Source organism: Pseudomonas sp. NFR16 (genome assembly GCF_900108875.1).
Lineage (GTDB): Bacteria > Pseudomonadota > Gammaproteobacteria > Pseudomonadales > Pseudomonadaceae > Aquipseudomonas.
Genome location: NZ_FNYJ01000001.1, coordinates 1697798 through 1721789, shown reverse-complemented (window position 1 = coordinate 1721789; position 23992 = coordinate 1697798). Strand labels below are relative to the sequence as shown.

16 protein-coding genes are annotated in these 23992 nt (G+C 63.0%); 13 read left to right on the top strand and 3 right to left on the bottom strand.

What is annotated here, in order from left to right:
* Positions 1–149 precede the first annotated feature (149 nt).
* Complete coding sequence (locus tag BMZ10_RS07650; RefSeq protein ID WP_093459384.1) at positions 150–2105, top strand: hypothetical protein; 1956 nt, start codon at positions 150–152, stop codon at positions 2103–2105.
* A gap of 109 nt (positions 2106–2214) precedes the next feature.
* Here the strand turns inward: BMZ10_RS07650 and BMZ10_RS07645 are convergent, their stop codons facing one another.
* Positions 2215–3276 carry an AraC-like transcriptional regulator QhpR gene (locus tag BMZ10_RS07645; protein WP_093459383.1) on the bottom strand — a complete coding sequence of 354 codons (1062 nt, stop codon included), beginning with the start codon at positions 3274–3276 and terminating at the stop codon, positions 2215–2217.
* Positions 3277–3745: 469 nt separating this feature from the next.
* On the opposite strand from BMZ10_RS07645, the gene eat reads away from it, so the two are divergent.
* The 3 genes from eat to eutC are packed head-to-tail and all read left to right on the top strand — an operon-like array spanning position 3746 to position 7380.
* Entirely contained in the window at positions 3746–5098 is a 1353-nt protein-coding gene (gene eat, locus BMZ10_RS07640; protein ID WP_093459382.1) for an ethanolamine permease, read from the top strand.
* Between the two features lie 30 nt (positions 5099–5128).
* Positions 5129–6520 carry an ethanolamine ammonia-lyase subunit EutB gene (locus BMZ10_RS07635; protein WP_093459381.1) on the top strand — a complete coding sequence of 464 codons (1392 nt, stop codon included), beginning with the start codon at positions 5129–5131 and terminating at the stop codon, positions 6518–6520.
* 38 nt (positions 6521–6558) lie between these two features.
* Positions 6559–7380, top strand: coding sequence for an ethanolamine ammonia-lyase subunit EutC (eutC, locus tag BMZ10_RS07630; RefSeq protein ID WP_093460139.1), 822 nt, complete (start codon positions 6559–6561; stop codon positions 7378–7380).
* A gap of 424 nt (positions 7381–7804) precedes the next feature.
* Here eutC and argC read toward each other — a convergent pair whose 3' ends face one another.
* Positions 7805–8764 (bottom strand): N-acetyl-gamma-glutamyl-phosphate reductase, encoded by a 960-nt coding sequence (gene argC / locus BMZ10_RS07625; protein ID WP_093459380.1) that lies wholly within the window; start codon positions 8762–8764, stop codon positions 7805–7807.
* A 77-nt stretch (positions 8765–8841) separates the two neighbouring features.
* On the opposite strand from argC, the gene BMZ10_RS07620 reads away from it, so the two are divergent.
* The 9 genes from BMZ10_RS07620 (at position 8842) to BMZ10_RS07580 (ending at position 22911) form a co-directional block, all read left to right on the top strand.
* Positions 8842–9726 (top strand): LysR family transcriptional regulator, encoded by an 885-nt coding sequence (locus tag BMZ10_RS07620; RefSeq protein ID WP_093459379.1) that lies wholly within the window; start codon positions 8842–8844, stop codon positions 9724–9726.
* Positions 9727–9901: 175 nt separating this feature from the next.
* Entirely contained in the window at positions 9902–10789 is an 888-nt protein-coding gene (yghX, locus tag BMZ10_RS07615; protein WP_093459378.1) for a YghX family hydrolase, read from the top strand.
* Between the two features lie 641 nt (positions 10790–11430).
* A complete protein-coding gene (gene wecB / locus BMZ10_RS07610) occupies positions 11431–12663 on the top strand; it encodes a non-hydrolyzing UDP-N-acetylglucosamine 2-epimerase (RefSeq protein ID WP_093459377.1) in 1233 nt (410 codons plus the stop codon).
* A 162-nt stretch (positions 12664–12825) separates the two neighbouring features.
* Positions 12826–15042, top strand: a complete 2217-nt coding sequence (locus BMZ10_RS07605) for a cellulose biosynthesis cyclic di-GMP-binding regulatory protein BcsB (RefSeq protein ID WP_093459376.1) — start codon at positions 12826–12828, stop codon at positions 15040–15042.
* Between the two features lie 11 nt (positions 15043–15053).
* Complete coding sequence (locus BMZ10_RS07600; protein ID WP_093459375.1) at positions 15054–17174, top strand: glycosyl transferase family protein; 2121 nt, start codon at positions 15054–15056, stop codon at positions 17172–17174.
* A 65-nt stretch (positions 17175–17239) separates the two neighbouring features.
* On the top strand, positions 17240–19162 hold the full coding sequence (locus BMZ10_RS07595; protein ID WP_177182084.1) for a bacteriophage N4 adsorption protein A: 1923 nt from the start codon (positions 17240–17242) through the stop codon (positions 19160–19162).
* A 35-nt stretch (positions 19163–19197) separates the two neighbouring features.
* Positions 19198–20043, top strand: a complete 846-nt coding sequence (locus BMZ10_RS07590; protein WP_256214396.1) for an alpha-amylase family protein — start codon at positions 19198–19200, stop codon at positions 20041–20043.
* Positions 20044–20214: 171 nt separating this feature from the next.
* Positions 20215–22059 (top strand): allophanate hydrolase, encoded by a 1845-nt coding sequence (gene atzF / locus BMZ10_RS07585; RefSeq protein ID WP_093459372.1) that lies wholly within the window; start codon positions 20215–20217, stop codon positions 22057–22059.
* 123 nt (positions 22060–22182) lie between these two features.
* Complete coding sequence (locus BMZ10_RS07580; RefSeq protein ID WP_093459371.1) at positions 22183–22911, top strand: GntR family transcriptional regulator; 729 nt, start codon at positions 22183–22185, stop codon at positions 22909–22911.
* A 25-nt stretch (positions 22912–22936) separates the two neighbouring features.
* On the opposite strand, the gene BMZ10_RS07575 is transcribed toward BMZ10_RS07580, so the two are convergent.
* A complete protein-coding gene (locus BMZ10_RS07575) occupies positions 22937–23809 on the bottom strand; it encodes an NAD(P)-dependent oxidoreductase (protein WP_093459370.1) in 873 nt (290 codons plus the stop codon).
* Positions 23810–23992: the final 183 nt, after the last annotated feature.

The following is a 23992-nucleotide window of genomic DNA, read 5'->3' as shown; positions in this document are numbered from 1 at the left end:
TGTGCGGTGTGGCGATCGGGCTGGCAGCGATTCGGCTGAACGGGCCTGATGCAGGGGGCGTCCGCGGGACTGTTCGCGGCCGTTTTCGCATATCATCATCCGCCAGTCACATCCCGCGTCACCGCCTTCACCAGGACACTGCCCAAGCAATGAGTTCGCCAAGCCTTTTTGCCCCACCGCCTTCGCTGTTTCTGCCGCTGACCGACGAGGTCGTCAAGGCACTGGCGGCCGGTGAGTCGCTGGACGATTTCCTCGGCGTGGCGAGCCGTGCGCAGATGGCTGCCCTGATGCTGCTGCTCAATCTCAAGGCGTTGATCGGGCAGGGCATCGCGGTCGAGATGCTGGAGCGCATGCTCGACGATGTGATGCGCGCTGCCGGTTCGGTCGAAGAGGGCGGCGGTGCGTTTGCCGATCTGGTACGCATGCGTTTCAGCGCCGAAAACCTGGCCGCCAGCCTGACGGTGCTCGAGATCGCCGGCGTCGCCTTGCTCGAGGAACACGAGGTCCAGGCTCAGGCCTATCTGGACGAGGAAGGGCAGTGGGACTTCGGCTTTGGCCTGCGTCATCGCCAGACCCTGGAGCCGTTGACCCGTGAAATCGTGCTGGCGACCGGCGACGTGCTGCGCCTGAGCGATCAGCAGAGCCGGATCTTCGACGAGTTTCAGGTGTGCACGGACGAGTCGTTTCATCTGCAGGCCTATGCTGGCGTGGGCAAGACCTTCCTGCTGGCGAAGTTCTTCGAAGTGCTCGATCCGGCCACGACCCTGCTCATGGCCACATTCCCCGCGCAGGTGGCCGCCCTGCGCGAGCGCGTCATGCAGTCCAGCCCCGACAGCCGCATCAACGCCTGCACCTTTGGCCACATGGCCAACCTGTTGCTCAACCGCGACCTGACCTCTCAGGGCTGGCGCAACAGCGACATGCAACGCACCAGCGCCAGCTCGCTGGTGGACGACCAGCAAGTGGCGCAATGGCTGAACCTGCAGAGCGTCGGCAAGCTCTATCCTCGGGACGTGGCGCGAGTCTGTCGCGCCACGGTCCACAGTTTCTGCCTGTCGCCGCTGCCGCACATCGAGGCGCGGCATCTGCCGTCGCTGGGGCACGCGGCCAGTCAGGCCGACATCGCCATGCTGCTCGAATACAGCCGGTTGCTGTGGCGCGAAACGGTGCGGCCCTCGGCGCCGCACATCCGGCTGCCGATTCGCAACGCCCAGCGCATCAAGTTCCTGTCGCTGACCTCTGAAGTCATTCCCGAGAGCTACAGGCACATCATCATCGACGAAAGCCATGAGCTGACCGCCCCGATGGTGCAGATCCTTGATCGCAGCCCACAGGCGGTGATCACCCTGGGTGACGAATTTCAGCAACTGACCGGCAAGGCGACCCGCCACGGCGGCTTCATCCGCCAGCGCTTCATGACGCAATCGATTCGCGCTGGCAAGCAGATGGCCGACGTGCTGGACCCGTTGATCCAGCTGCACCCCAGCGACATCAAGGAAGGCTTCGTCGGACGTGCGCCGCACCCCACGCGCATCATCGGCCATGGCGTCATGCCGATTCCCGACAAGCCGACGACAATTCTGGTGGCCAACGAATGGGGGCTGTTCGCCTGGTTCAGGCGCCTGAGCGAAGCCGGCGCGCGCTTTCAGCTGCCGGCCAGAACTCTCGAACACCTGACCCTGTTCGTCAAAGGCCTGGACGGGTTGTATTGCGAAGACCTGCGGCCGCAGCACCGGCTGATTTTCCGCTACGCCTATTGGGACGCCCTGGCCTCGGCCATGGGCGCCAGTCACGAATTCAAGGCTGTGCACGAGTGGCTGGGGCAGGGCAAGCGCCTGCAGGACTTCGTCGAAGCGGCGCAGCGTTTTTGCAGCGATCCATCAGCCATCCTCAAACTGGCGACGGTGGAGGACGTGAAAAACCAGGAGTTCGACTGCGTGCTGCTGTCCCGCGACCTCATGCGCCCGCCCCGCGAAGGTTCGACCCACTCCTTGGCCAGCGTCTGCTCGCTGCTCTACACCGCCAGCTCCCGCGCCCGCCATGAACTGCTGCTACCGGGCAACATGAACGACTGGCTGCAGGATCTGGGGCGTAATCAACGGTAACCGGCGCGGATGGGCGCGGGCTTCTGAAACCGTGCCTTATCGAAAATTATGCCTTATCGAAAACCATGCCGATTGGCGGTAAGGCTCCGGTGCGCGTCGAGCGTTGACGTTATTGAGGGTTGGCTGCAGCGCTGCGCCATTGCTTCGGACTCAGCCCGAACCAGCGTTTGAAGGCGCGGGAGAACGCGCTGGTTTCCGAGTAGCCGAGCATGGACGCCAGCCGGGTAATGCTCATGTCCGGTTGCTTGAGGTGGGCCATGGCGGATTGCTGACGAGTCTGATCCACCAATTGCGTGAAGCTCAGCCCTTGCTCACGCAGCTTGCGCTGCAATGCCCACTCGGAAAGGCCGAGTGTGTGAGCGATCTCGTCAAGCGCAGGTTCGCCCAGGTGCAGTGTGCGCTGGATTGTCTGGCGGGTCTGTTCCAGCAGGCCGGTTTCCCCGCCGTTGTCACCGAGCTGGCGAATGGCGTCCTTGATCAGCATCAACAGAATCGGATCGCTGCCCGGCATGGCCTTGTCGATCAGGTCGCGCTTGGGAATCAGCAGCGAGTTGCAGGCCTGACTGAACCCCACCTCACTTCGAAACGCATCGCGGTGTTCGTGCCAGTCGTGGGGTCTGCCGTGCTCGAAGGCTACGTGCCGCGGCGCCCAGTCAGGGCCCAGTACATGGCGCACCAGATTCATCGCCATCCCCATGGTCAGTTCAGCGTCCTGGCGGCGCTCGTTTATCGCGCCATGACGCACCTGATAATCGAAACGGTAGCACTCGCCCAGATCCACCAGCTCGATCAGCGTGCTGTGCTGATGAAACGGAAATGCCTGAGCGAAGTTGATCAGCGCGTCTTCCAGCGTCGCCGAGCACAGGCCGATGTAGCCGAGCAGGCCAAGCGCCTGTGGCTGAAACTGCTGGCCGTAACGCAGGCCAAAGTTGTCGCAGCCGGTCTGGCACGCCGCCTCTTCGAGCACTTTGCAGTAGTTGGTCAGCGGCAGGCTCAATGTGGGATGCAGCAGGTTTTCCGGGTCGATGCCGGCCCGGCCGAACACGCGATCCAGATCGCCGCCGTGTTGCACAATGAAGCCGTCCAGCCCGTTGGCCGCAGCCGACAGTACCCCGCGATTGCTGTTCGCGGAGGGGGTCGGTTGGGCGCCAGGGAGGAATGACTGAAGCATCTAAACGCGCGGCCTTTTTTGCTGTGTATGAATTTCATTCAAGCAAATGTCATACCTTGTTACGGGCTTCGGCTCGTATTGAAAGCTTCTGCAGGCGCGTGGCTTGCCCGCAATCGGTTGCGAAGCAGTCGTAAGACCGATGCATGCGGTCTTCCAGGCGGGCCGTGCGACACGTCTTCATGACGACTGCGTCGACGGATGCGGGACCGGCCACGCTTTTACAGGCTGGCGGCGGCGCCTTGAATTGCTACCCCTCAACCCACTGCGTTGTGTAGTGAGGTGTCATCATGACCCGCAATCAAGCACGGCACCGCAACCGTGCGCCGCCATGATGCACCCCATGCAAAATCCCGAAAAACTTGACCGCGCATGACAAACCACGCGCTGCAGAGTCAAGCCTTGGCCGCAATCCTGTAGCTATGCTCGATGTCAGGCAAATACCGTCGCTTGGCTACCGGGGTGCACACTCATGACCGTTTCAACACTTAAACCAACATTGGGAACCCTGCACCTGTGGGGACTGGCCGTGGGCCTGGTGATCTCCGGCGAGTATTTCGGCTGGAGCTATGGCTGGGGCACGGCGGGGACGCTGGGCTTTTTGGTGACGACGCTGATGGTCGCGGTGATGTACACCTGCTTCATTTTCAGCTTCACCGAGCTCACGACCGCGATCCCCAACGCGGGCGGGCCGTTCGCCTACAGTCTGCGTGCGTTTGGCGTTACCGGCGGAATGATCGCCGGGCTTGCGACGCTGATCGAGTTCGTCTTTGCGCCGCCGGCCATCGCCATGGCGATCGGGGCGTACCTGAATGTGCAGTATCCGTCGCTCGATCCTCGCGTCGCAGCGATCGGCGCGTACATCGTGTTCATGACCCTGAACATTCTGGGCGTCAGCATTGCCGCCACCTTCGAACTGGTGGTAACGGTGCTCGCGGTCGCCGAATTGCTGGTGTTCATGGGCGTCGTCGCGCCGGGCTTCAGCTTCAGTAACTTCGTGCTGGGCGGCTGGGCGGGCTCCGACACCTTCAGCCTGCCGGCGATCAGCGGCATCTTTGCGGCGATCCCGTTCGCCATCTGGTTCTTTCTGGCCATCGAAGGCGCAGCGATGGCCGCCGAAGAGGCGAAAGACCCCAAGCGCACGATTCCACGTGCCTACGTCGCAGGGATCCTGACCCTGGTCGTGCTGGCCATCGGCGTGATGATTTTCGCGGGCGGTGTGGGCGACTGGCGCGCACTGTCGAACATCAATGACCCGCTGCCGCAGGCGATGAAAGCTGTGGTCGGCAACAACTCGAACTGGATGCACATGCTGGTGTGGATCGGGCTGTTCGGTCTGGTGGCAAGCTTTCACGGCATCATCCTCGGCTACTCGCGTCAGTTCTTCGCCTTGGCGCGGGCCGGCTTCCTGCCGCCCAGCCTGGCTAAACTGTCGCGCTTCCAGACGCCGCACCGCGCGATTCTCGCCGGTGGCGTGGTCGGCATTCTGGCGATTCTCAGCGACGGACTGGTCAACCTGCAGGGCATGACGCTGACCGCTGCGATGATCACCATGTCGGTATTCGGCGCTATTGTGATGTACATCGTCAGCATGCTCAGCCTGTTCAAGCTGCGTCGCAGCGAGCCGGATCTGGAGCGCAGCTTCCGCGCCCCGGGTTACCCGATCGTGCCGGGCATCGCGCTGGTGCTGGCCATTGTCTGTCTAGTGGCGATGGTCTGGTTCAATCTGGTGATCTGCGGCATCTTCCTCTGCCTGATGGCAGTCGGTGCGTTGTTCTGCAAGCTGGTACGCGGACGCGGCGCGGTTGTTGCAGTCGCTGGCTAATCATCTGGTTCGATAGAAGGAAGGGTACTCATGAGCTTTTCCCACAGCATCGGTGGCATGGTCTGGCGCTTCGACAGCCTGCGGGAACTCATGGCCAAGGCCAGTCCCGCGCGCTCGGGCGACTTTCTCGCCGAGATCGCCGCCAGCAGCGACGCCGAACGTGCCGCCGCGCAGATGACGCTGGCCGAGGTGCCGCTCAAGCGCTTCCTCAACGAAGCGCTGATTCCCTACGAGCAGGACGAGGTCACCCGGCTCATCGTGGACAGCCACGATCTGGCAGCTTTCGCGCCGGTCAGTCACCTGACGGTGGGCGGCTTTCGGGACTGGTTGTTGGGCGACGAGGCTACCGAGGCCAGTCTCAAGGCGCTTGCCCCGGGGCTGACCCCGGAAATGGCCGCCGCGGTGTCGAAGATCATGCGCGTGCAGGATCTGGTGTTGGTGGCGCAGAAAATTCGCGTCGTCACGCGTTTTCGCAACACGGTCGGCCTGCGCGGGCGGATGTCGACCCGCCTGCAACCCAACCACCCGACCGACGATCCGGCAGGCATTGCCGCCAGCGTGCTCGACGGTCTGCTGTACGGCAACGGCGACGCCATGATCGGCATCAACCCGGCCACCGACAGCAACAGTGCGATCACTGAACTGCTGAAAATGCTCGACGGCGTGATCCGGCATTACGAGATCCCGACGCAGTCCTGCGTCCTGACCCACGTAACCTCGTCGGTGGCCGCCATCGAAAAAGGCGTGCCGCTGGACCTGGTGTTTCAGTCCATCGCCGGTACCGAGGCGGCCAACGCCGGCTTCGGCATCAGTCTGGAAATCCTGCGCGAGGGTTATGAAGCGGGCCTGAGCCTCCAGCGCGGCCCGTTGGGCGATAACTTGATGTATTTCGAAACCGGGCAGGGCAGCGCCTTGTCGGCCAATGCACATCATGGCGTCGATCAGCAGACCTGCGAGGCCCGTGCCTATGGTGTTGCGCGGCATTTCAAGCCGTTTCTGGTCAACACCGTGGTGGGCTTCATCGGCCCGGAGTACCTGTACAACGGAAAGCAGATCATTCGTGCCGGCCTTGAGGATCATTTCTGCGGCAAGCTGCTGGGCGTGCCGATGGGCTGCGACATTTGCTACACCAACCATGCCGAAGCCGATCAGGACGACATGGACATGTTGCTGACACTGCTGGGCGTGGCTGGGATCAACTTCATCATGGGCATTCCGGGCTCGGATGACGTGATGCTCAACTACCAGACCACGTCGTTCCACGACGCCTTGTATGCGCGCAAGACGCTGGGCCTGCGGCCTGCGCCGGAGTTCGAAGCGTGGCTGACGCGCATGGACATTTTGCGTCAGGACGACGGCGGCGTGCGTCTGGGGCAGGGCGTGCCACCGCTGTTTCGCAAAGCGCTGGCACAGCTGAAATAACGATGGCTGACGCAATCGACAGTGATGAGGGATGGGCCATGACCGATGAACACAGCAAGTCCCCGGCCCAGGCCGATGCCTGGCGACAGCTTCGCTCGCTGACCTCGGCGCGCATCGCGTTGGGCCATGCAGGCACGAGTCTGCCGACGTCGGCGCAACTGGACTTCCAGTTCGCTCACGCCCAGGCGCGGGACGCCGTGCACCTGCCGTTCGATCATGAAGCGTTGAGTGCGCAACTGGCAGCGCGTCAGCGTGAGACCCTGACCGTGCAAAGCTCGGCGCCGGATCGGCATGTCTACTTGCAGCGGCCGGACCTGGGTCGTCGCTTGTCACAGGCGTCGGTCGAGCGGTTGAGCGAGTACGCGCAGGCGCACCCAGACGGTTTCGATCTGGCGCTGGTGGTGGCCGACGGGCTGTCGTCCTTGGCGGTACAGCGTCATGGCCCGGCCATGCTCGAACGCATCGACGAGATGGCTGCTGCCGAAGGCTGGACGCTGGCGCCAGTGACGCTGGTGGAGCAGGGCCGCGTGGCCGTCGCCGATGAAGTGGCGCAGCTGCTGGGGGCCAGGATGGTGGTGATCCTGATCGGCGAGCGACCGGGCCTCAGCTCGCCTGACAGCCTGGGTCTGTATTTCACCTACGCGCCCCGTGTGGGCCTGAACGACGCCGCGCGCAACTGCATTTCCAACGTCCGCCTCGAGGGCATGAGCTACGCCATGGCGGCGCACAAACTGCTTTACCTGATGCGCGAATCCTGGCGCCGCAAACTGTCAGGCGTGAACCTTAAAGACGACGCCCAGGTGCCCGTACTGGAAACCCCCGACGACGCCCGCCCGGGCAATTTCCTGATCGGCGGATGAGCGGCTTTTCAGGTGGGAGTGAGCCAACGGTCTTTGACTTTCCCTTCGATCAACGGCGTGACACCCGACGCCTTCCCGGCTGAAGCCGGTCCTACGAAAAGCTTGCAGCGTCCGTAGGACCGGCTTCAGCCGGGAAGAGGCCGGTGCAGGCTGTGGAGATGCGGTGGTTGGAAATCAGCCTTCGCGAGCAAGCTCGCTCCCGCAGGTTTTGCTGCCTGGCTCGATACCAGTCCGCGCCGCACAACACGTGTAGGAGCGTGGCCCAGAGCGAGCTCCTACAGGATTCGTGCCTGGGAGGATAATTCGGAAAAGCCCGGTGGTCCCTGTGGGAGTGAGCTTGCTCACGGTGTATTCGCTGCAAATGCATCGGCTGGCATTCAGTCTTCGCAAACAACCTCACACCCACCGTTCCTGCGTTCAGGCTTCAGGCGCCGGCGATCATCAGGTCGAGGTTCTGGACGGCAGCGCCGGCGGCGCCTTTGCCCAGGTTGTCGAACACGGCCGCGAGCAGCACATGACCGGCATTTTCGAAGACCATCAGACGCAGGCGATCGGTGTCATTCAGTTGCCGCGGGTCCAGGCCGGTCATTGCCTTGGCTTCATCCATCCCGACGACCTCGACAAACTCGCTGCCTGCGTAGTGCCGCTCAAGGCAGGCGTGCAGTCTGGCGCCGGTGACGCCTGGCGCCAACAGCCGCAGTTGCAGCGCGATGGTCAGCACGATGCCCTGACGGAACGACCCATACGCCGGCACGAACACAGGCCGTTCGCTGAGCCCGCTGTACTGCTGGATTTCCGGCACGTGCTTGTGCGCAAGACCCAGGCCGTAGACCTGAAAAGGTGTCGCTTGCGCGGCGTCAGGGCCTTCGAATTCATCGACGCCAGCACGCCCTTTGCCCGAGTAACCCGAAACGGCGCTGATGCTGATCGGATAGTCGCGCGGCACCAGACCGGCGTCGATCAACGGCCGCAGAAGCCCGACCGCACCGGTTGGATAACAACCCGGATTGCTGACCCGACTCGCATGGGCGATGACCTCATTGTGTCGCTTGCTCATCTGGGCAAAGCCGTAGACCCAGTCCGGATCGGTACGGTGCGCCGAGCTGACATCGATCACGCGCACCGCCGGGTTGCTGATACTGGCGACGGCGGCACGCGCTGCGTCGTCCGGCAGGCACAGCAGCGCGATGTCGCAGGCATTGATCGCGGCTGCCCGGCGCTCGGGGTCTTTGCGTGATGCGGCAGGCAGCGTCACCAGTTGCAGATCGTCTCGCCCTTGCAGGCGCTGGTGGATCTGCAGCCCGGTGGTGCCCTGGTCGCCGTCAATGAATACAACTGGAATGGACATGGTCGGTGCTCGTTGGAGGAGATCAATGGCGTTCATCTTCAAGCAGCCATTAAGATAGTAAAAGTCGAATTTAATGACGTTTAAGTTCAGAATTTCTGAATATGGAGGATGGCATGCGTGAAATCAGTCTGGACCGACTGCGCACGTTGGTCGCGATTGCTGATCATGGATCGTTTGCCGAAGCGGCGCGTGTGCTGAATCTGGCGCCGCCGACGGTCAGCCTGCACATCGCCGACCTCGAGGCGCGGGTGGGCGGGGCGCTGTTGTCGCGCACGCGCGGCCGCGTGCAGCCGTCGGCCATTGGCGAGACCTTGATCGAACGCGCCCGGCGCCTGCTGGCAGACGCCGAACAGGCGCTCGAAGACGTCGAACGGCAGGTGCTGGGGCTGGCGGGGCGTGTGCGGCTGGGTGCGTCCACCGGCGTCATCGCGCAATTGATTCCGCAGGCGCTGGACATCCTCGGCCAGCACCACAGCGGCATCGACGTACAAGTGGCCGTGCTGACTTCGCAGCAGACCCTGCACAAACTCCTCGACGGCAGCCTGGACATCGGCGTGATTGCCCTACCGCAAACGCCGGTCAAAGGTTTGCAGATCCAGCCGTGGCGACGAGATCCGGTCATGGCGTTCCTGCCAGCGCGCTGGTCAGGTCCTTCCATTGTCACGCCCACATGGCTGGCGGGGCAGCCGCTGATCCTCAACGACAACAGCACGCGTCTGTCGCGGCAGGTGGGCGAATGGTTCGCCACGGAAGGGCCGCAGCCGACGCCGCGCATCCAGCTCAACTACAACGACGCGATCAAAAGCCTGGTGGCGGCCGGTTATGGCGCAACGCTGCTGCCCCATGAGGCGTCGACGCCACTGCCGGAGCGCCGGATCGTCATGCGGCCATTGCAGCCGCCGTTGTGGCGCGAACTCGGCATTGCGCATCGCGCAGGCGATGTCGAACGCGCCATCGGGCATGTGTTGCAGGTGTTGTGGGGGCTGGAAGCGTTGTGACATCGGCCTTCGCAAGCTCATGACGCCAGGTCACCGCTGCGCAGCAGACCGTGTTTCGGTGTGACGCAGTGATGCCGCGCCAGCGCGAAAGGCTGCTTTAATGAGGACGTTTGCCGCGTGTCTGAACCGATGGTTCAGATCCAGACCCTGGCCGAACCTGCTGAGGACCTCGCTGATGACCCGTCTCACCGCCAAGGATTTCGCCCCCGAGTTGCTGGAGCTTTATGACTTCTACGTTCACGGCAAGATCAGCCGCCGGGAATTTCTCGACCGTGCCGCCGTGTTCACGCTCGCAGGCCTCACGGGCACCGCGATATTGTCATCGTTGAGCCCCGATTACGCGTTGGCCGAACAAGTTCAGTTCACTGACCCGGACATCGTCGCCGAATACATTTCCTACTCCTCGCCCAAAGGCAACGGGCAAGTGCGCGGTTACCTCGTGCGTCCGGCCAAGTCGACCGGCAAATTGCCTGCGGTGCTGGTGGTGCATGAGAATCGCGGCCTCAATCCGTATATCGAGGATGTCGCCAGACGACTGGGCAAAGCCGGCTTTGTCGCGCTGGCGCCTGATGGCTTGTCCTCGCTCGGCGGCTATCCCGGCAATGACGACAAGGGCCGCGAGCTGCAACAGAAGGTCGATCCCGAGAAGCTGATGAATGATTTCTTCGCCGGCCTCGAATGGTTGATGGCGCACCCGGCATCCACCGGCAAGGTCGGCATCACAGGCTTCTGTTATGGCGGAGGTGTGTGCAACGCCGCCGCCGTGGCGTATCCGGAACTGGGTGCCGCCGTGCCGTTCTACGGCCGTCAGCCCAAGGCCGAAGAGGTCAACCGGATCAAGGCGCCGCTGTTGCTGCATTACGCTGAACTCGACAAGCCGATCACTGACGGCTGGCCGGCCTATGAGCAGGCGCTCAAAGCGGCGGGCAAGACTTATCAGGCATACGTCTACAAAGGCGCCAATCATGGGTTCCACAATGACTCGACTCCTCGCTACGACGACGCTGCCGCCAGGCTGGCATGGGACAGAACCCTTGACTGGTTCAACCGCTATCTGGTGTAGCAAGGGTGCATGACTTCCTGCATCGCTGACCCAACTTGCTCCAACGCAATGCGGGAACTAACGGCCAGCGTCGGCGCGCGTTCAGTCGGACACTTTAATAATTATCTTTAATCAAGCATGGAACTAATGGCTGCTGTCCGCAATCGCGCGCCGGAACTTGCGACCGGCCAGCCTCCTGTTTTGTGCTCATGCCTTTCGTCAGTTTTGGATCCCTTCGATTATTTTGTCACTACACTAATAGTTAACTAATGCGCGGCTGGCGCTGACAGCAATCGATGTTCAGAAGTTCAATGCTTTACTCTCGTCTGCGCAATAGTGCACACTTGTTCCGCCCGCATGGCCTCGCCCATAAGGCTCTGCAGCAAGGGCAAAACCTCTGATTGACTCCCGGCTTCTGCAAAAGTTTAAAATTTCTCGACGTTATAAAAAACGTTATAAATTCTTTTGCAATGCATTTTTTATCTGCTAATAATCGCCCCTGTTTTGGGTGCCATGGACTACTCGTTTTCACATTGAAGTGAACGTCGAATTAACTTCCGATCGTAATGCCCGCCAATAACTATAACTCGCTAGTGTCTTGAGCTTTCGCCGCTCAAGGCTGCTGCCGTGCGGCGCATATCTATATGCGCGGGGAGAAATGAATGGGTCGAGCAAACTCCAGACTGAAGGTCCTTTCGATTTTTGGTACGCGTCCGGAAGCCATCAAGATGGCCCCGTTGATCAAGGCACTGGCCGCAGAACCTGGCATCGATTCGCAGATCTGCGTCACCGGTCAGCATCAGAGCATGCTTCAACAAGTGCTGGACATGTTTGACCTCAAAGCGCAGTACACCCTGGACGTCATGACGCCCGGGCAGACCCTGAACACCCTGACTGCCGCGCTGTACGCCGCGATCGATCCGGTGCTCGAACAGGCGCGGCCGGACAAGGTCCTCGTACACGGTGACACCACCTCGGCCATGGTAGCGGCGATGTCGGCGTTCCATCGTCGAATTCCCGTGGGCCACGTCGAAGCGGGACTGCGCACCGGCGACATCCATCAGCCCTGGCCGGAAGAGATGAACCGCCGCACCATCGATCTGATCTCCGATCACCTGTTTGCCCCCACTGCCGAGTCGCGCCGCAATGTGCTGGGCGAGCGGTTGCAGGGTAAATCCTTTGTCACCGGCAACACGGTGATCGACGCGCTGAAGATGACGGCCGAGCGCATCGACCAGAATCGTCAACTGCGTGTCGCGCTGGATCGTCAGTTCGACTTCCTGGACCCCAAACGCAAGTTGCTGGTGGTCACCGGCCATCGTCGCGAGAATTTCGGCGACGGTTTCCTCGACATCTGCAAGGCGCTGCGCACCCTGGCGTCGCGCGACGACATGCAGATCGTCTACCCGGTTCACCTCAATCCCAATGTGCTGGGCCCGGTGACCGAGCACCTCGGCGGGTTGGCGAACGTTCACCTGATCAAGCCTCTCGACTACCTGTCCTTCGTACGCCTGATGCAGCTGGCCCACGTTGTGCTGACCGATTCGGGCGGCGTGCAGGAAGAAGCCCCGTCCCTGGGCAAACCGGTGCTGGTGATGCGTGATGTGACCGAGCGTCCCGAAGCGGTGGCAGCAGGGACCGCGCGCCTGGTGGGCACCGATCCGAACACCATCGTGCGTGGCGTCTGCGCCTTGTTCGATGATGAGCAGCTGTGGCGTCGTACCTCGCAAACCGCCAATCCCTATGGCGACGGCAAGGCCTGTTCGCGCATCGTCGACGCACTGATGGGGCGTCCGGTGGATGAGTTTGTCGCGGAACTGCCCTTGCGGCGCAGCGAGGCAGAAGAGGTGCACCGCCAGCCTATGGCACTGCGCTCGGTGGCAAGCCTGCATTAGTGAACGCATGTGAAATACCGGCCGGCCATTGCGATGGCCAGGCCCGCTGAAATCCCCGTGGAAGAGAAGGGCTTCGCCTGAAGTCCGATCCGGTGGACAACCACCGAGCCGCCCTTGAGCGGCCTTCCGCACACAACATCGCCTTGATCGAGATCTGACTGAATGAAGTCTTCTGTAACCGTACCCTCGGGCGCGTTGCACGCCCTTGCCTGCAGCTTGAGTCTGCTGGCCGTCACACCCGCGTTCGCGCTTGCCGCCGACAGCACGCTGAGCCAGGCGATCAGCCGCCTGAACGCCGACACCCGCCAGCAACGGGTCGTCGAGCTGCAGGAGCTGGGCATCGATCGTCCGATCATCCTCAGCGCCAGCGATGCGCGCCGAGAGCTGTACCTGCCGGTGCCTGCTGATGTACCGCTGACCGACGCCTCGCTGCATTTTGACGCCAGCTACCTGAACGGTGACGCCGGGCGCAACACCCTGCTGCTGTCGCTGGACGGTTATCCGGTGCGGGCGCTGGGACTCAATGAAGGGGAAGGGGACGCCAGCGCGGTGCTGGGCGTTGACAAGGCTGCGCGCGAAAGCGGCTCGGTGCGGTTGGGGATTGCCTGGTCATCGATCGTGTCGCGCATCCAGTGCGAAGACGAGCGGGCGATCGGCAACGTGTTGCGGATCGATCCGCACACCCGACTCAGTTACAGCTTCGACGCAATGCAACTGCAGGACGTCGGCGCTGCCTGGAACGCGTTGTCGGGCAAGCCTGGCATCCTCGTCGCACCGGGCGCGCTGTCCAGCGCCAGCTACGATGCGGCGTGGCGTCTGGGCGTTGCGCTTGAGCGGATCGGCAAACAGGCGCGCATCGTGCCGTTCCCTTCGGTCAAGGACAGCGTGGACGTCAGCACACTGAACATCCCGGCCGAACTCAAGCAGATCCCGGCCTTCGCCAGCCTCGACGGCAAGGGCCTGCGTACCCTCGACGATCCGGCGCAGATCGGGGCCTTGTTGATGCTCGGTCAGAGCCCGGCGCTGAATGTCGATCTGGCGGTGAGCGACCCGCAACTGCTCAAGGCGATCACCGAGTCGCTCGATGCCCTGCAACGCCAGGTTCAGAGTGTCGATGGTTCGGCCGTCAACGCATTCGCCCAGTGGCGCGAGCGCCATGTCAACGCGGCATTGAACACCTCCGGCAGCGAAAACGTGCGCCTGGCATTGCTCGGCGCGCGCCCGTTGCTGATGATCAATCAGGACGCCGCCGGCAAGGCCATCGGCCTGTTTGGCGCCGCGTGGAACAAGCTGGCACGCAGCCGTCAGCTGACGGTGGGTGAAGAAGCGGGCATGCCGCTGAGCGAAGACGGCCGTGTTGCGCTGACCCGTCTGGGCGGCCGGGCGGGCAGCCTCGACGTGCTGGCAAAGACTGACTGGAGTGCAAGTTTCCCGCTGGGCAGCGTTGCCTACGACGGCCGGATTCCGGTCAGCGCCGCCATCGATGTGGCCGCCGCTCCAGGCGCGACCGACACCCCGCCGGTGGTGAGCCTGTTCCTCAACGACTATTTGATCGGCGCCAGGCAACTCGACGCCGACGGCCAGAGAGAGCGCATTGAGGCGCGCATTCCGCGTTATGCACTGGCGGCGCAGAACACCTTGCGCGTCACCTTCCAGCGTCAGCCGGTCAGCGATCTGTGCCGCGAAACCCCGCAGGCGTTCCCCATCGCCGTACTGCCCAGCAGCCACGTGACGCTGGAGAAAACCACGCTGGACAACGACTTCGCCGGCATGGCCGCGCGCTTCGCATCCGGCACCCAGGTGCTGGTCCCGCAGAGCTACCTGGACCGACCTGCCGCCAGCCTGCCGCAACTGATCCGTATCGCCAGCGCCAGCGGCGTGTCGCCATTGCGCGCCGAGCTCAAGGTCAGTGCCGACGCCCAGACCGCCATTGCCCCGGACAAGGCCTTCCTGGCGTTCGAAGTGCCGATCAAGGACAGCGACGAGTCGGTTCAGGTCGATCATGACGGGCACCTGCTGATTCACCACAAAGAGCAGACGCTGCTGGACCTCAAGTCCCTCAATCACCTGGCGTCGCTGCAAGTGATCGAGTCGGGCGCTCAGCACGGCATGGTCTACCGCACCCTGGGCGGGCAGCCACCTACCTTCGCCCGGCCGGTTCTGCTTGAGCGCGGCAACACCACGTTGCTGGCTGACAGCGGTCCGCTGGTGACCTTCGATGCCGAGGATCCAACCGGCAGCCGGATGGTCGATGATCAGGCGCCCAAAGGCTTGGATGCCTGGCGTAAGCCGTCGGCCCTGTGGCTCATTCCGGCCGCGGTGATCGCGTTCCTCGTTCTGCTGCTGGCTGGCCGTCGCGCCCGTCGCAACCGCCAGTAACGGGAGCCGCGATGACCTCGCTTTATTGGCCTTACTGGCTGGCTCATTACTACAGCGTGCTGGAGGTCGCGACCATTGTGGTCGCGGCCATCATCCTGGTGTCGAGCCTGGACGACCTGCTCATCGACCTGTGGTACTGGGCGCGCCGGCTGTACCGAAAATTCACGGCCGAGCGGCGTTACCGGCCGCTGACCGCCGAGCAGTTGATCGCCCGGGACGAGCAGCCGATGGCGATCATGGTGCCGGCGTGGCTGGAATACGATGTCATCGCGCCGATGATCGAGAACATGGTGTCGACGCTCGATTACCAGAATTACGTGGTGTTCGTCGGCACCTACATCAACGATCAGCGCACCATCGATGAAGTCGAGCGCATGCGTCGCCGTTACAAACAGCTGCATCGCGTGGAAGTCCCGCACGCCGGTCCGACCTGCAAGGCGGACTGCCTGAACTGGGTGATCCAGACGATTTTCCTGTACGAACAGACCCACGCAGTGACCTTCGCCGGCGTGGTGCTGCACGACAGCGAAGACGTCCTGCATCCACTGGAAATGCGCTTGTTCAACTACCTGCTGCCACGCAAGGACATGATTCAGTTGCCCGTGGTGTCGCTGGAGCGCAACTGGTACGAATGGGTCGCTGGCACGTACATGGATGAGTTCGCCGAATGGCACGGCAAGGATCTGGTGGTGCGTGAAAGCATGACCGACAGCGTGCCGTCCGCCGGCGTCGGCACCTGTTTTTCGCGGCGCGCATTGCAGGTGCTGGCCGACGAGAATGCCAATCAGCCGTTCAACACCGACAGCCTGACCGAGGACTACGACGTCGGCGCACGGCTGGCGCGTCATGGCATGAGCGCGATCTTCGTGCGGTTTCCGGTGCAGTATCGGATTCTGCGCAAATCGTGGTTCAGAAAGCCCTACGAGTCGACCCTGGAAATGCCCCTGTGCGTGCGTGAGTTCTTCCCCGACACGTTCCGCACCGCGTTCCGCCAGAAGGCGCGCTGGACATTGGGCATCGGTCTGCAAGGCTGGGAACAGATGGGCTGGAGCGGATCGCTTGCCAACCGTTATCTGCTGTTTCGCGACCGCAAAGGTCTCATCACCTCGTTTGTCAGCATCATCGCTTACGTGATCCTGGTTCAGTTACTGGCCCTGATTGTGCTGCGCGCGAGCGGGTTGTGGAACACCACCTTTCCGACGCCGTTCGAGAACAACGGCCTGGTGACAGTCCTGCTCGCGGCCAACGGCGTGGCGGTGCTCTGGCGGATGGCCCATCGTTGTTATTTCACGACCATCCTTTACGGCTGGCAGCATGGCTTGCTGTCGATGCCGCGCATGGTCGTGGGCAACTTCGTCAACTTCATGGCCGCCGCGCGTGCCTGGCGCCTGTTTCTGGTGGGCAAGTTGCTCAACCGCAAGCTGGTCTGGGACAAGACCATGCACGATTTCCCGTCTACCGATCTGGTGGCCCGGGCGCCGCGCAAACTGGGCAGCGTGTTGCTGTCGTGGCAGGCGATCAACGACGAGAAGCTGCAAAGCGCGCTGGACGAGCAGCAGACCCGGGAAATGCCGCTGGGTCGCATTCTGCTCAGCCACGGCTGGCTCGACGACGAAACCCTGGCCGAAGCCATCGCTTTTCAGAACGATCTGCCCCGGGTCTTCGACGTGGCCGCCAAAGTCCAGCCGGACTCATTGCTGGCTGATGAGTACTGCCTGCGCTGGCGTGTGGTGCCCCTGGCACTGGACATTAAGGGCCGCCCCGAAATCGCGGTCGCCAGCCCGCTGTCGCAAGAGGCGCTTGAGCAGATCACCGAACAGATGGGCGTGGAGCCGGTGCAGATGATCGCCCGAGAAAGCGAAATCGTGGCGCAACTGCGTCGACTGGAAGTGGTGGCCGGCCAGCCGTTGCCGGCGGCCACCCCGTTGCTGGGCGACCTGCTCATCGAGCAGGGCTTGCTGGACCGTCAGACCTTCAACCGTGCGATGTTGCAATACCGACCGCACCTGCATGGCCGTATCGGCGATTACCTGGTGGACAGCGGTGTGCTCGCGCGGGACACCATCGAGCGGGCCGTGGCGCATCAACACAGCCACTCGCCCTCGGGCGACCGAACGGAGCAACTGTCATGAAGCTCCTCGCACCTTTGCATCGCACGCTGGGGTTGAATCTGGGCTTGAGCCTGGGCCTGCTGCCGATGTTCTGTCACGGGCAAGGGCAGGCCGAAATCCTGCCATTGCCGCTGAGCGGTCCGGCATATGCGATCGCCAACGAGGCGTACGGCGCCTATCACCACAAGGACTACGACCAGGCCATCGCCAAGGCCCGCGAGGCCCTGCGCCAGCGGGATGACGCCGGTCAGTTGCGCAAACTGATCGCTTTGGCCGAACGCGACAAGGCCCGCCGCGATCATCCTGAGCGCTACCCGGTGGCGAAGCCCAAACCCGGTTATCTGGACGGCAATCAGGCGCTGCGCGCTTACGCGGACGGTGACTACGACCGCTCCGCGCAATTGGCCCGCAAGGCCATCAGCCAGGCGCCGAAGAATGCCGATTACCGGATGATGCTGATCGAAGCGTTGCAGCGACAGCAGCGTCTGGAGGAAGCGGAAGTGGCGACCCATGAGGCGGTTCAGGCACTGGGCCCGCAGCCAGCGCTGAGCCGTCGTCTGCAGTCGATCCATGAGCAGATGGCGGTGGTCAAGGCCGCCAAGGGCTATGAAGCGTTGGCCCGCGGTGACAACGACACCGCCGTCAGTTATGCCCGCGATGTGGTCGAGCGCTATCCGCAGGAAATCGCCTATCGACGTCTGCTCGTCAGCGCGCTGATCGCCCGGCAACAGTACGCCGAGGCCCGTTCGGCCGCGACTGAGGCGCTGGCGTTGAAAGGTAACGACGCGACCTTGCTCGCCCAGCGCGGCCAGATGCGTTTGCGCCTGGGTGACAAGCCCGGTGCGCAACAGGATTTCGCCCAGGCCCTGGCCGTCGGCAATCTGCCGCTGCGCGAACAGGCTTCGCTGTACGCCGCCATGGGACAGCCGCGTCAGGCGCTGGAGCGCATGCAGCAGGCACGCGACGCGGGCGAACTGCAGCCCGGCGATGAAGTGCAGATGGCGTATTTCCTTAGTCAGTCCGGCGATGATCATGCTGCGCTGGCGGTGTTCAAGCGCCTGGACCGGCAGAACGGGCTCAAGCCCAAGGAAGTCCAGGATGCGGCCTACACGGCCATGCGCGCGTCCGAAGACGCGCAAGCCATCGCCTACTTCGACCGGGTCCTCGATTATCAGAAAGCCGGCGATCTGAAGATGCCCGATCAGCAGGTGTTCGACACGCGCCGCGCGGTGTCCGATCTGTCCCGCGAATGGGGCGTGACCAACACCACCACCTACCGGGGCGCGAGCACCAGCAATGGTCTGAGCGGTACGCCGAGTCGCAGCAACGACAGCGTGCAGAACAGCACCGAGGTGTTCTGGCGTCCGGCCGGTTACCGCGATGCGCGTTTTGTCGAGCTCTATGGACGCGTCACCGACACCCTGTGGAACAAGGAAAGCGGCAACGACAAGGGCATGGATGCCTTGCAGGGTGCAGTGGGCGTGCGCATCAAGCCGTTCTCCGAATACAACGTCATGGCGGCGTTCGAGCGCACCTTTCCGTTGGCGGGCTCCAAGGTCGACGGCGACTGGCTGGTGCGCCTGGGCTATGGTTCCAGCATCGGCACCGACTTGCGAGTGGACGTGCCCAGCTGGTGGACGTCACAGCTGTACGCGGAGGGCGGCCGTTACCTGAATGACAAACGCAACTACTTCAACAGTGAATGGCAACTGGGGCGCAGCTTTCGTCTGGATCGTGTCAGCCCCAGGTTGGTGGTGTTTCCCCACGTAGTCGCCGCGGTCGATTACGACTCGAAGATGCGCAGTGAGGTCGATGCGCTCGGGCGCACCAAAACCTCATCGGACAATGCCGGCGGTGCAGGCGTCGGGGTCGGTGTGCGGTACTGGTTCCGCGAGACCGCGCACAAGGCGCCACAGTCGTACGTCGATTTTTCCGTGCAGTACCGGGAGAAGGTGTTCGGCGATGACAGCGCAGAGGGCGTCTTCGCTCGACTGACCTACTCGTGGTGAGGAGTGTGTTGAACGACATGGCAGGGAGGACAGGGATGTCACGCATCGTGAAAACTTCACTGACCGCGTTGCTGGTGGGCGTGCTGGGTGTCGCGGCCGACACCTTGTACGAGCTTGGTCGGGTCACGCGGCCGAACATTGCCGGCATCGTCTGGCAGCCCGACAATGCCACTGTCGGCATTTCCGGCAACTGGCACACACTGGGTGCCCATGAGTTGCTGGTGCAGTGGACGGCGGTGGACGGCCAGGCGTTCGTTCCGGATTCCGGTCTGCCCCAGGTTCCGGTGCTGCCGGACTGGGCGCGGATCAGCCGCGAGCCTTGGGCGCAGGATGTGATCGTCGGGCTGGCGGGTCACTTCAGCGAAAGCCGCTCGCGAGACAATATCGAAGAACTGGCCACCTTGTCCGAGCGTCTGGCCAAGGTGAAAACACCGCTCAACGTCACGGGCTGGTATTTCCCCGCTGAGGTCGATCCGAGCTGGAGCCGTGCCCGAGAGCTGCCCGCGCTGCTGGCCCGGTTGCCTCGGCCCCTGTGGATCAGCGTATATGATGGCGCCAACATCGGCCCGCAGGCCACCGCCGACTGGTTGAAAACCTGGCTGCCGGACGACATTGGCGTGTTCTTCCAGGACGGCGTCGGCGTCTATGCCCGTACCGCGCCGGTGGCGCGCACCTATGCCGACGCGCTGCGTCGGGCGCTAGGTCCCAACCGCGTGAAAATCATCGTCGAGGCGTTTCGCCCGCAAGTTGGCGGCGGTTTTCGCTCGGCTACGGTGGATGAGTTGAAACCCCAACTCGCAGCCTATCCCGGCTATCCGTTGTACTTGTTCGACGGTCCGCATTATGTGACTCCGCAACTGGTCAACGCACTGTCGAAATGACCGGTGCCCTCTGATCAGCCATTGACGGCTCATCGCGCCTCATTTGTGTGCGCGTGAACGCACGCTGTTCATCCAGAGCCTCCATCAAGTCCCGGTATTACGCTGCTCTAGAGCCGTGGCTCGGGTTTTGCTTCCGCTGAATCCAAACTTGGATACAAGATGGAATTCACTATGCAAGAGACTGTCAGTTTCCCACCCGCAAGCCTCCAATCCGCAACCGGCCCCTGTGGCTGGACCATCACCGAATGGCTGGCTGCGTATCGTCAGGGTGTAACGTCGCCGCAAAGCCTGCTGACCCTGCGCGATCAGCTCGTCGAAAACGATCCGGCCTGGATTGCGATTGCGACCGCCGAGCAGATCGAAGCCCAACTGCGGGTATTGAGCGAGCGGCTCGAAGCGGTCAACGGCGACATCGACAAGCTGCCGCTCTACGGCGTGCCGTTCGCGATCAAGGACAACATCGATGCTGGCGGCTGGATGACTACGGCGGCCTGCCCGGAATTTGCGTATCCGGCCGATGACGACGCCACGGTGGTCCGGCGCCTGCGCGCGGCAGGCGCGATTCTGATGGGCAAGACCAACCTGGATCAGTTCGCCACCGGTCTGGTGGGCACACGCTCGCCCTACGGCGCGGTACCGAACAGCTTCGATCCGGACTACGTCAGCGGCGGATCGAGCTCCGGCTCGGCCTCCGTGGTGGCGCGCGGACTGGTCGCCTTTTCGCTGGGCACCGACACCGCAGGATCGGGCCGCGTGCCTGCCGGTTTCAATAACATCGTCGGGCTCAAGCCGACCAAAGGGCGCCTGTCCAACACCGGTCTGGTGCCTGCCTGCCGCACGGTGGACTGTATTTCGGTGTTCGCCCTGACCGTGGACGATGCCCAATGCGTCGCCGAGGTCGCTGAAGGTTTCGATGCCCACGACGCCTATTCGCGACGCAACCCGCACACGGCGCCGCTCGGCTTCGGTCAGACGGTAAAGTTTGCGATCCCGGACGCGCTGGAGTTTTTTGGCGATGAGCAGAGTCAGGCCGCGTACGAGCAAGCGCTGCTCAAATTGAGCGCCATGGGTGCGCAGATCACGCCCATCGACTTCGCGCCGTTCAAGGCGTTGGCCGAGCAGCTGTATTACGGGCCATGGGTGGCCGAGCGCACGGTTGCACTGACTGCGATGTTGAAATCGCAACCCGAGGCGATCAATCCGGTGGTGCGCGGCATCGTCGAAAGCGGCTTTGGCTACAGCGCCTGCGATGCCTACAACGCCGAGTACCTGCGCGCCAGTTTAAGCCGACAGATCAACGACGCGCTGGCAGGCTTCGACGCGCTGGTCGTGCCGACCTCGGCGACCATTCACACGCTGGCGGAAATGGCCACCGAGCCGGTGCTGTACAACTCGCATTTCGGTTACTACACCAACTTCACCAACCTGGCCGATCTGTCGGCGCTTGCGTTGCCCGCCGGGTTTCGCGGCGACGGGTTGCCTGCGGGCATCACGCTGATCGCCCCGGCCTGGCATGACACGGCGCTGGCCAGTTTCGGCAGGCGCTGGCAGGCCAGCCTGGGCTTGCCGATGGGGTCAACCGGTCGGGCATTGCCTGCGCCGGCGCAGCCAGCGCAGCCGCGTGGCAGCGTGCGCGTAGCGGTGGTCGGGGCACACCTGACGGGCATGCCGTTGAATGTCCAGCTGACCAGCCGCGATGCCGTGTTCGTCGAGCAGACCCTGACCGATTCCGATTACCGGCTCTACGCGCTGCCTGGCACTGTGCCGCCGAAACCCGGCCTGGCAAAAGCCGAGGGCGGCACCTCGATCATCGTCGAGCTGTGGGACGTGCCGCTGGCGCGCTTCGGCGAGTTCGTGGCCGAGATTCCGGCGCCTTTGGGCATCGGCAACCTCACGCTGCTCGACGGCCGCAGTGTCAAAGGCTTCATCTGTGAACCGTGGGCGATCGCCGGCGCGCAGGACATCACCACCTTCGGCGGCTGGCGCGCGTACATTGCCAGCCTGAAAAAGGCCTGATAGGACGAGCAGCCCGAGGTAGCATTGTATTGCCGGCAGCCACCCTGGCACGCCGGCACGCCAGGCTTCCCGGCCGGGCTGCCCGGCCCGACGACCTTGCCCACCCAATCGCCCGGATAAAACATGCAGATTGCCCCTTCGCAGAAGCCCAAGGAGCGCCCGGACAACATGGCCGAGCGCATTTATCAGCAGCTCAAGGAAGACATCTTCGAGTTCCGTCTGCTGCCGGGCGACCGCTTCAGCGAAGGCGAAGTCGCCGAGCGGGTGCAAGCCAGCCGCACACCGGTGCGTCAGGCGCTCTACCGCCTGGAACGCGACGGCTATCTGGAGGTGTATTTCCGCAGCGGCTGGCAGGTGAGGGCGTTCGATTTCAACTATTTCGAAGAGCTGTATGACGTGCGCATCGTGCTGGAAAGTGCGGCACTGGCGCGTCTGGCGCAGATGGACATCAAGGGGAACCAGACCTTCGACGCACTCCGGAAAACCTGGCTGGTGCCGCCCGCCGCGCAGGTACAGGACACCCAGCAGGTGTCGGCGCTGGACGAGCGTTTCCATTGTGCGCTGGTGGAGGCTGCGGGCAACGTCGAGATGGCCCGGCTGCACGCCGAAATCACCGAAAAAATCCGCATCATCCGGCGTCTGGATTTCACGCAGAAGCCCCGCATCGAGGCGACCTACGCCGAGCACGCGCAGATCCTCCACGCCATTCTCCAGCGGCGTACGGAACAGGCGCAGCAGTTGCTGAAAAGCCACATCGAGATGAGCAAGAAAGAGGTGCGCAAAATCACCCTGCACATGCTTCACGTCGCCCGCCAACGCAGCGCGATCAGGACCGTGGCGCCCGACGTGTAAGACGTCGGGCGACACACTGCGCAGGTCAGCCCGGGTTCCGGCGCTCGGCAACTTCCGCCAGCACAGCGAGGTCCATTTCACCTTGTCCGTGGTCCACGGCGTCCTGCAGGTTGGCGCGCACCCTCTCGGCATTTGGCATCGACACCGACGCATCGCTGGCAGCGGCCAGCACCAGATCGATGTCCTTGAGCCCCAGCACCGCCTTGAACGCAGCAGGCTCGTAAGAACGCTTGCCGATCAGCGCGCCGTAGCCTGAATAAATGGGGCCAGGCAAGATGGTCGACGACAACAGATCGATCAGGTCGGCGGACGCCAGGCCATGACCCTTTACCATCACCGCGGCCTCGCTCAGGGCGTCGACAGCCGAGATCAGCATGTAATTGGCCGCCAGTTTCATCACATTGGCGCTGGAGGCCTTTTCGCCGAGACGAAAGGTCTTGCGCCCGACCAGGTCCAGCAACGGTTGAACCCGGTCGATGGCGGCTGTCGGTCCCGCGGCGAGAATGTTCAGTTGCCCGGCGGCCGCCACATTGGGACGGCCCAGTACCGGGGCGGCGATGTAATCAATGCCTCGCGCCCGATGCAGCGCATCCAGTTCGTCGGCGAACGCCACCGCAACGGTCGCCAGGTTGACGTGAATCAACGGGCCATTGAGTCGTTCGAGCAACCCGGAATCCAGCAGCACCGAGCGCAGCGCCTTGTCGTCGGCGAGCATGCTGAACACCACATCGGCGGCGAATGCCTGACCGGGTTCGGACACGGCAATTGCGCCTTGTTCGACCAAGGGCTGGGCAGCATTCGGCGAGCGGTTCCAGACCCGCAGTTCATGACCGCCTTTCAACAGATTGCCGGCAATGGCCTGACCCATGTTGCCAAGTCCCAAGAAGCCGATTTTCATCAGAGATTTGCTCCTGTGAAGTAAACGGAAATACCGATGCGATGTTTTGGTCAGCGCGTCGGCCACGTCGTGTGTTGAGCGTCGAGGTGGCGCTCGCCCATCCGGCGATCAGTGAAGTATGCCCAAAGTGAAATGCAAGGGCAGCGGTCAACCTGCCAATCCGGAGGATCAGGCAAGTATTCG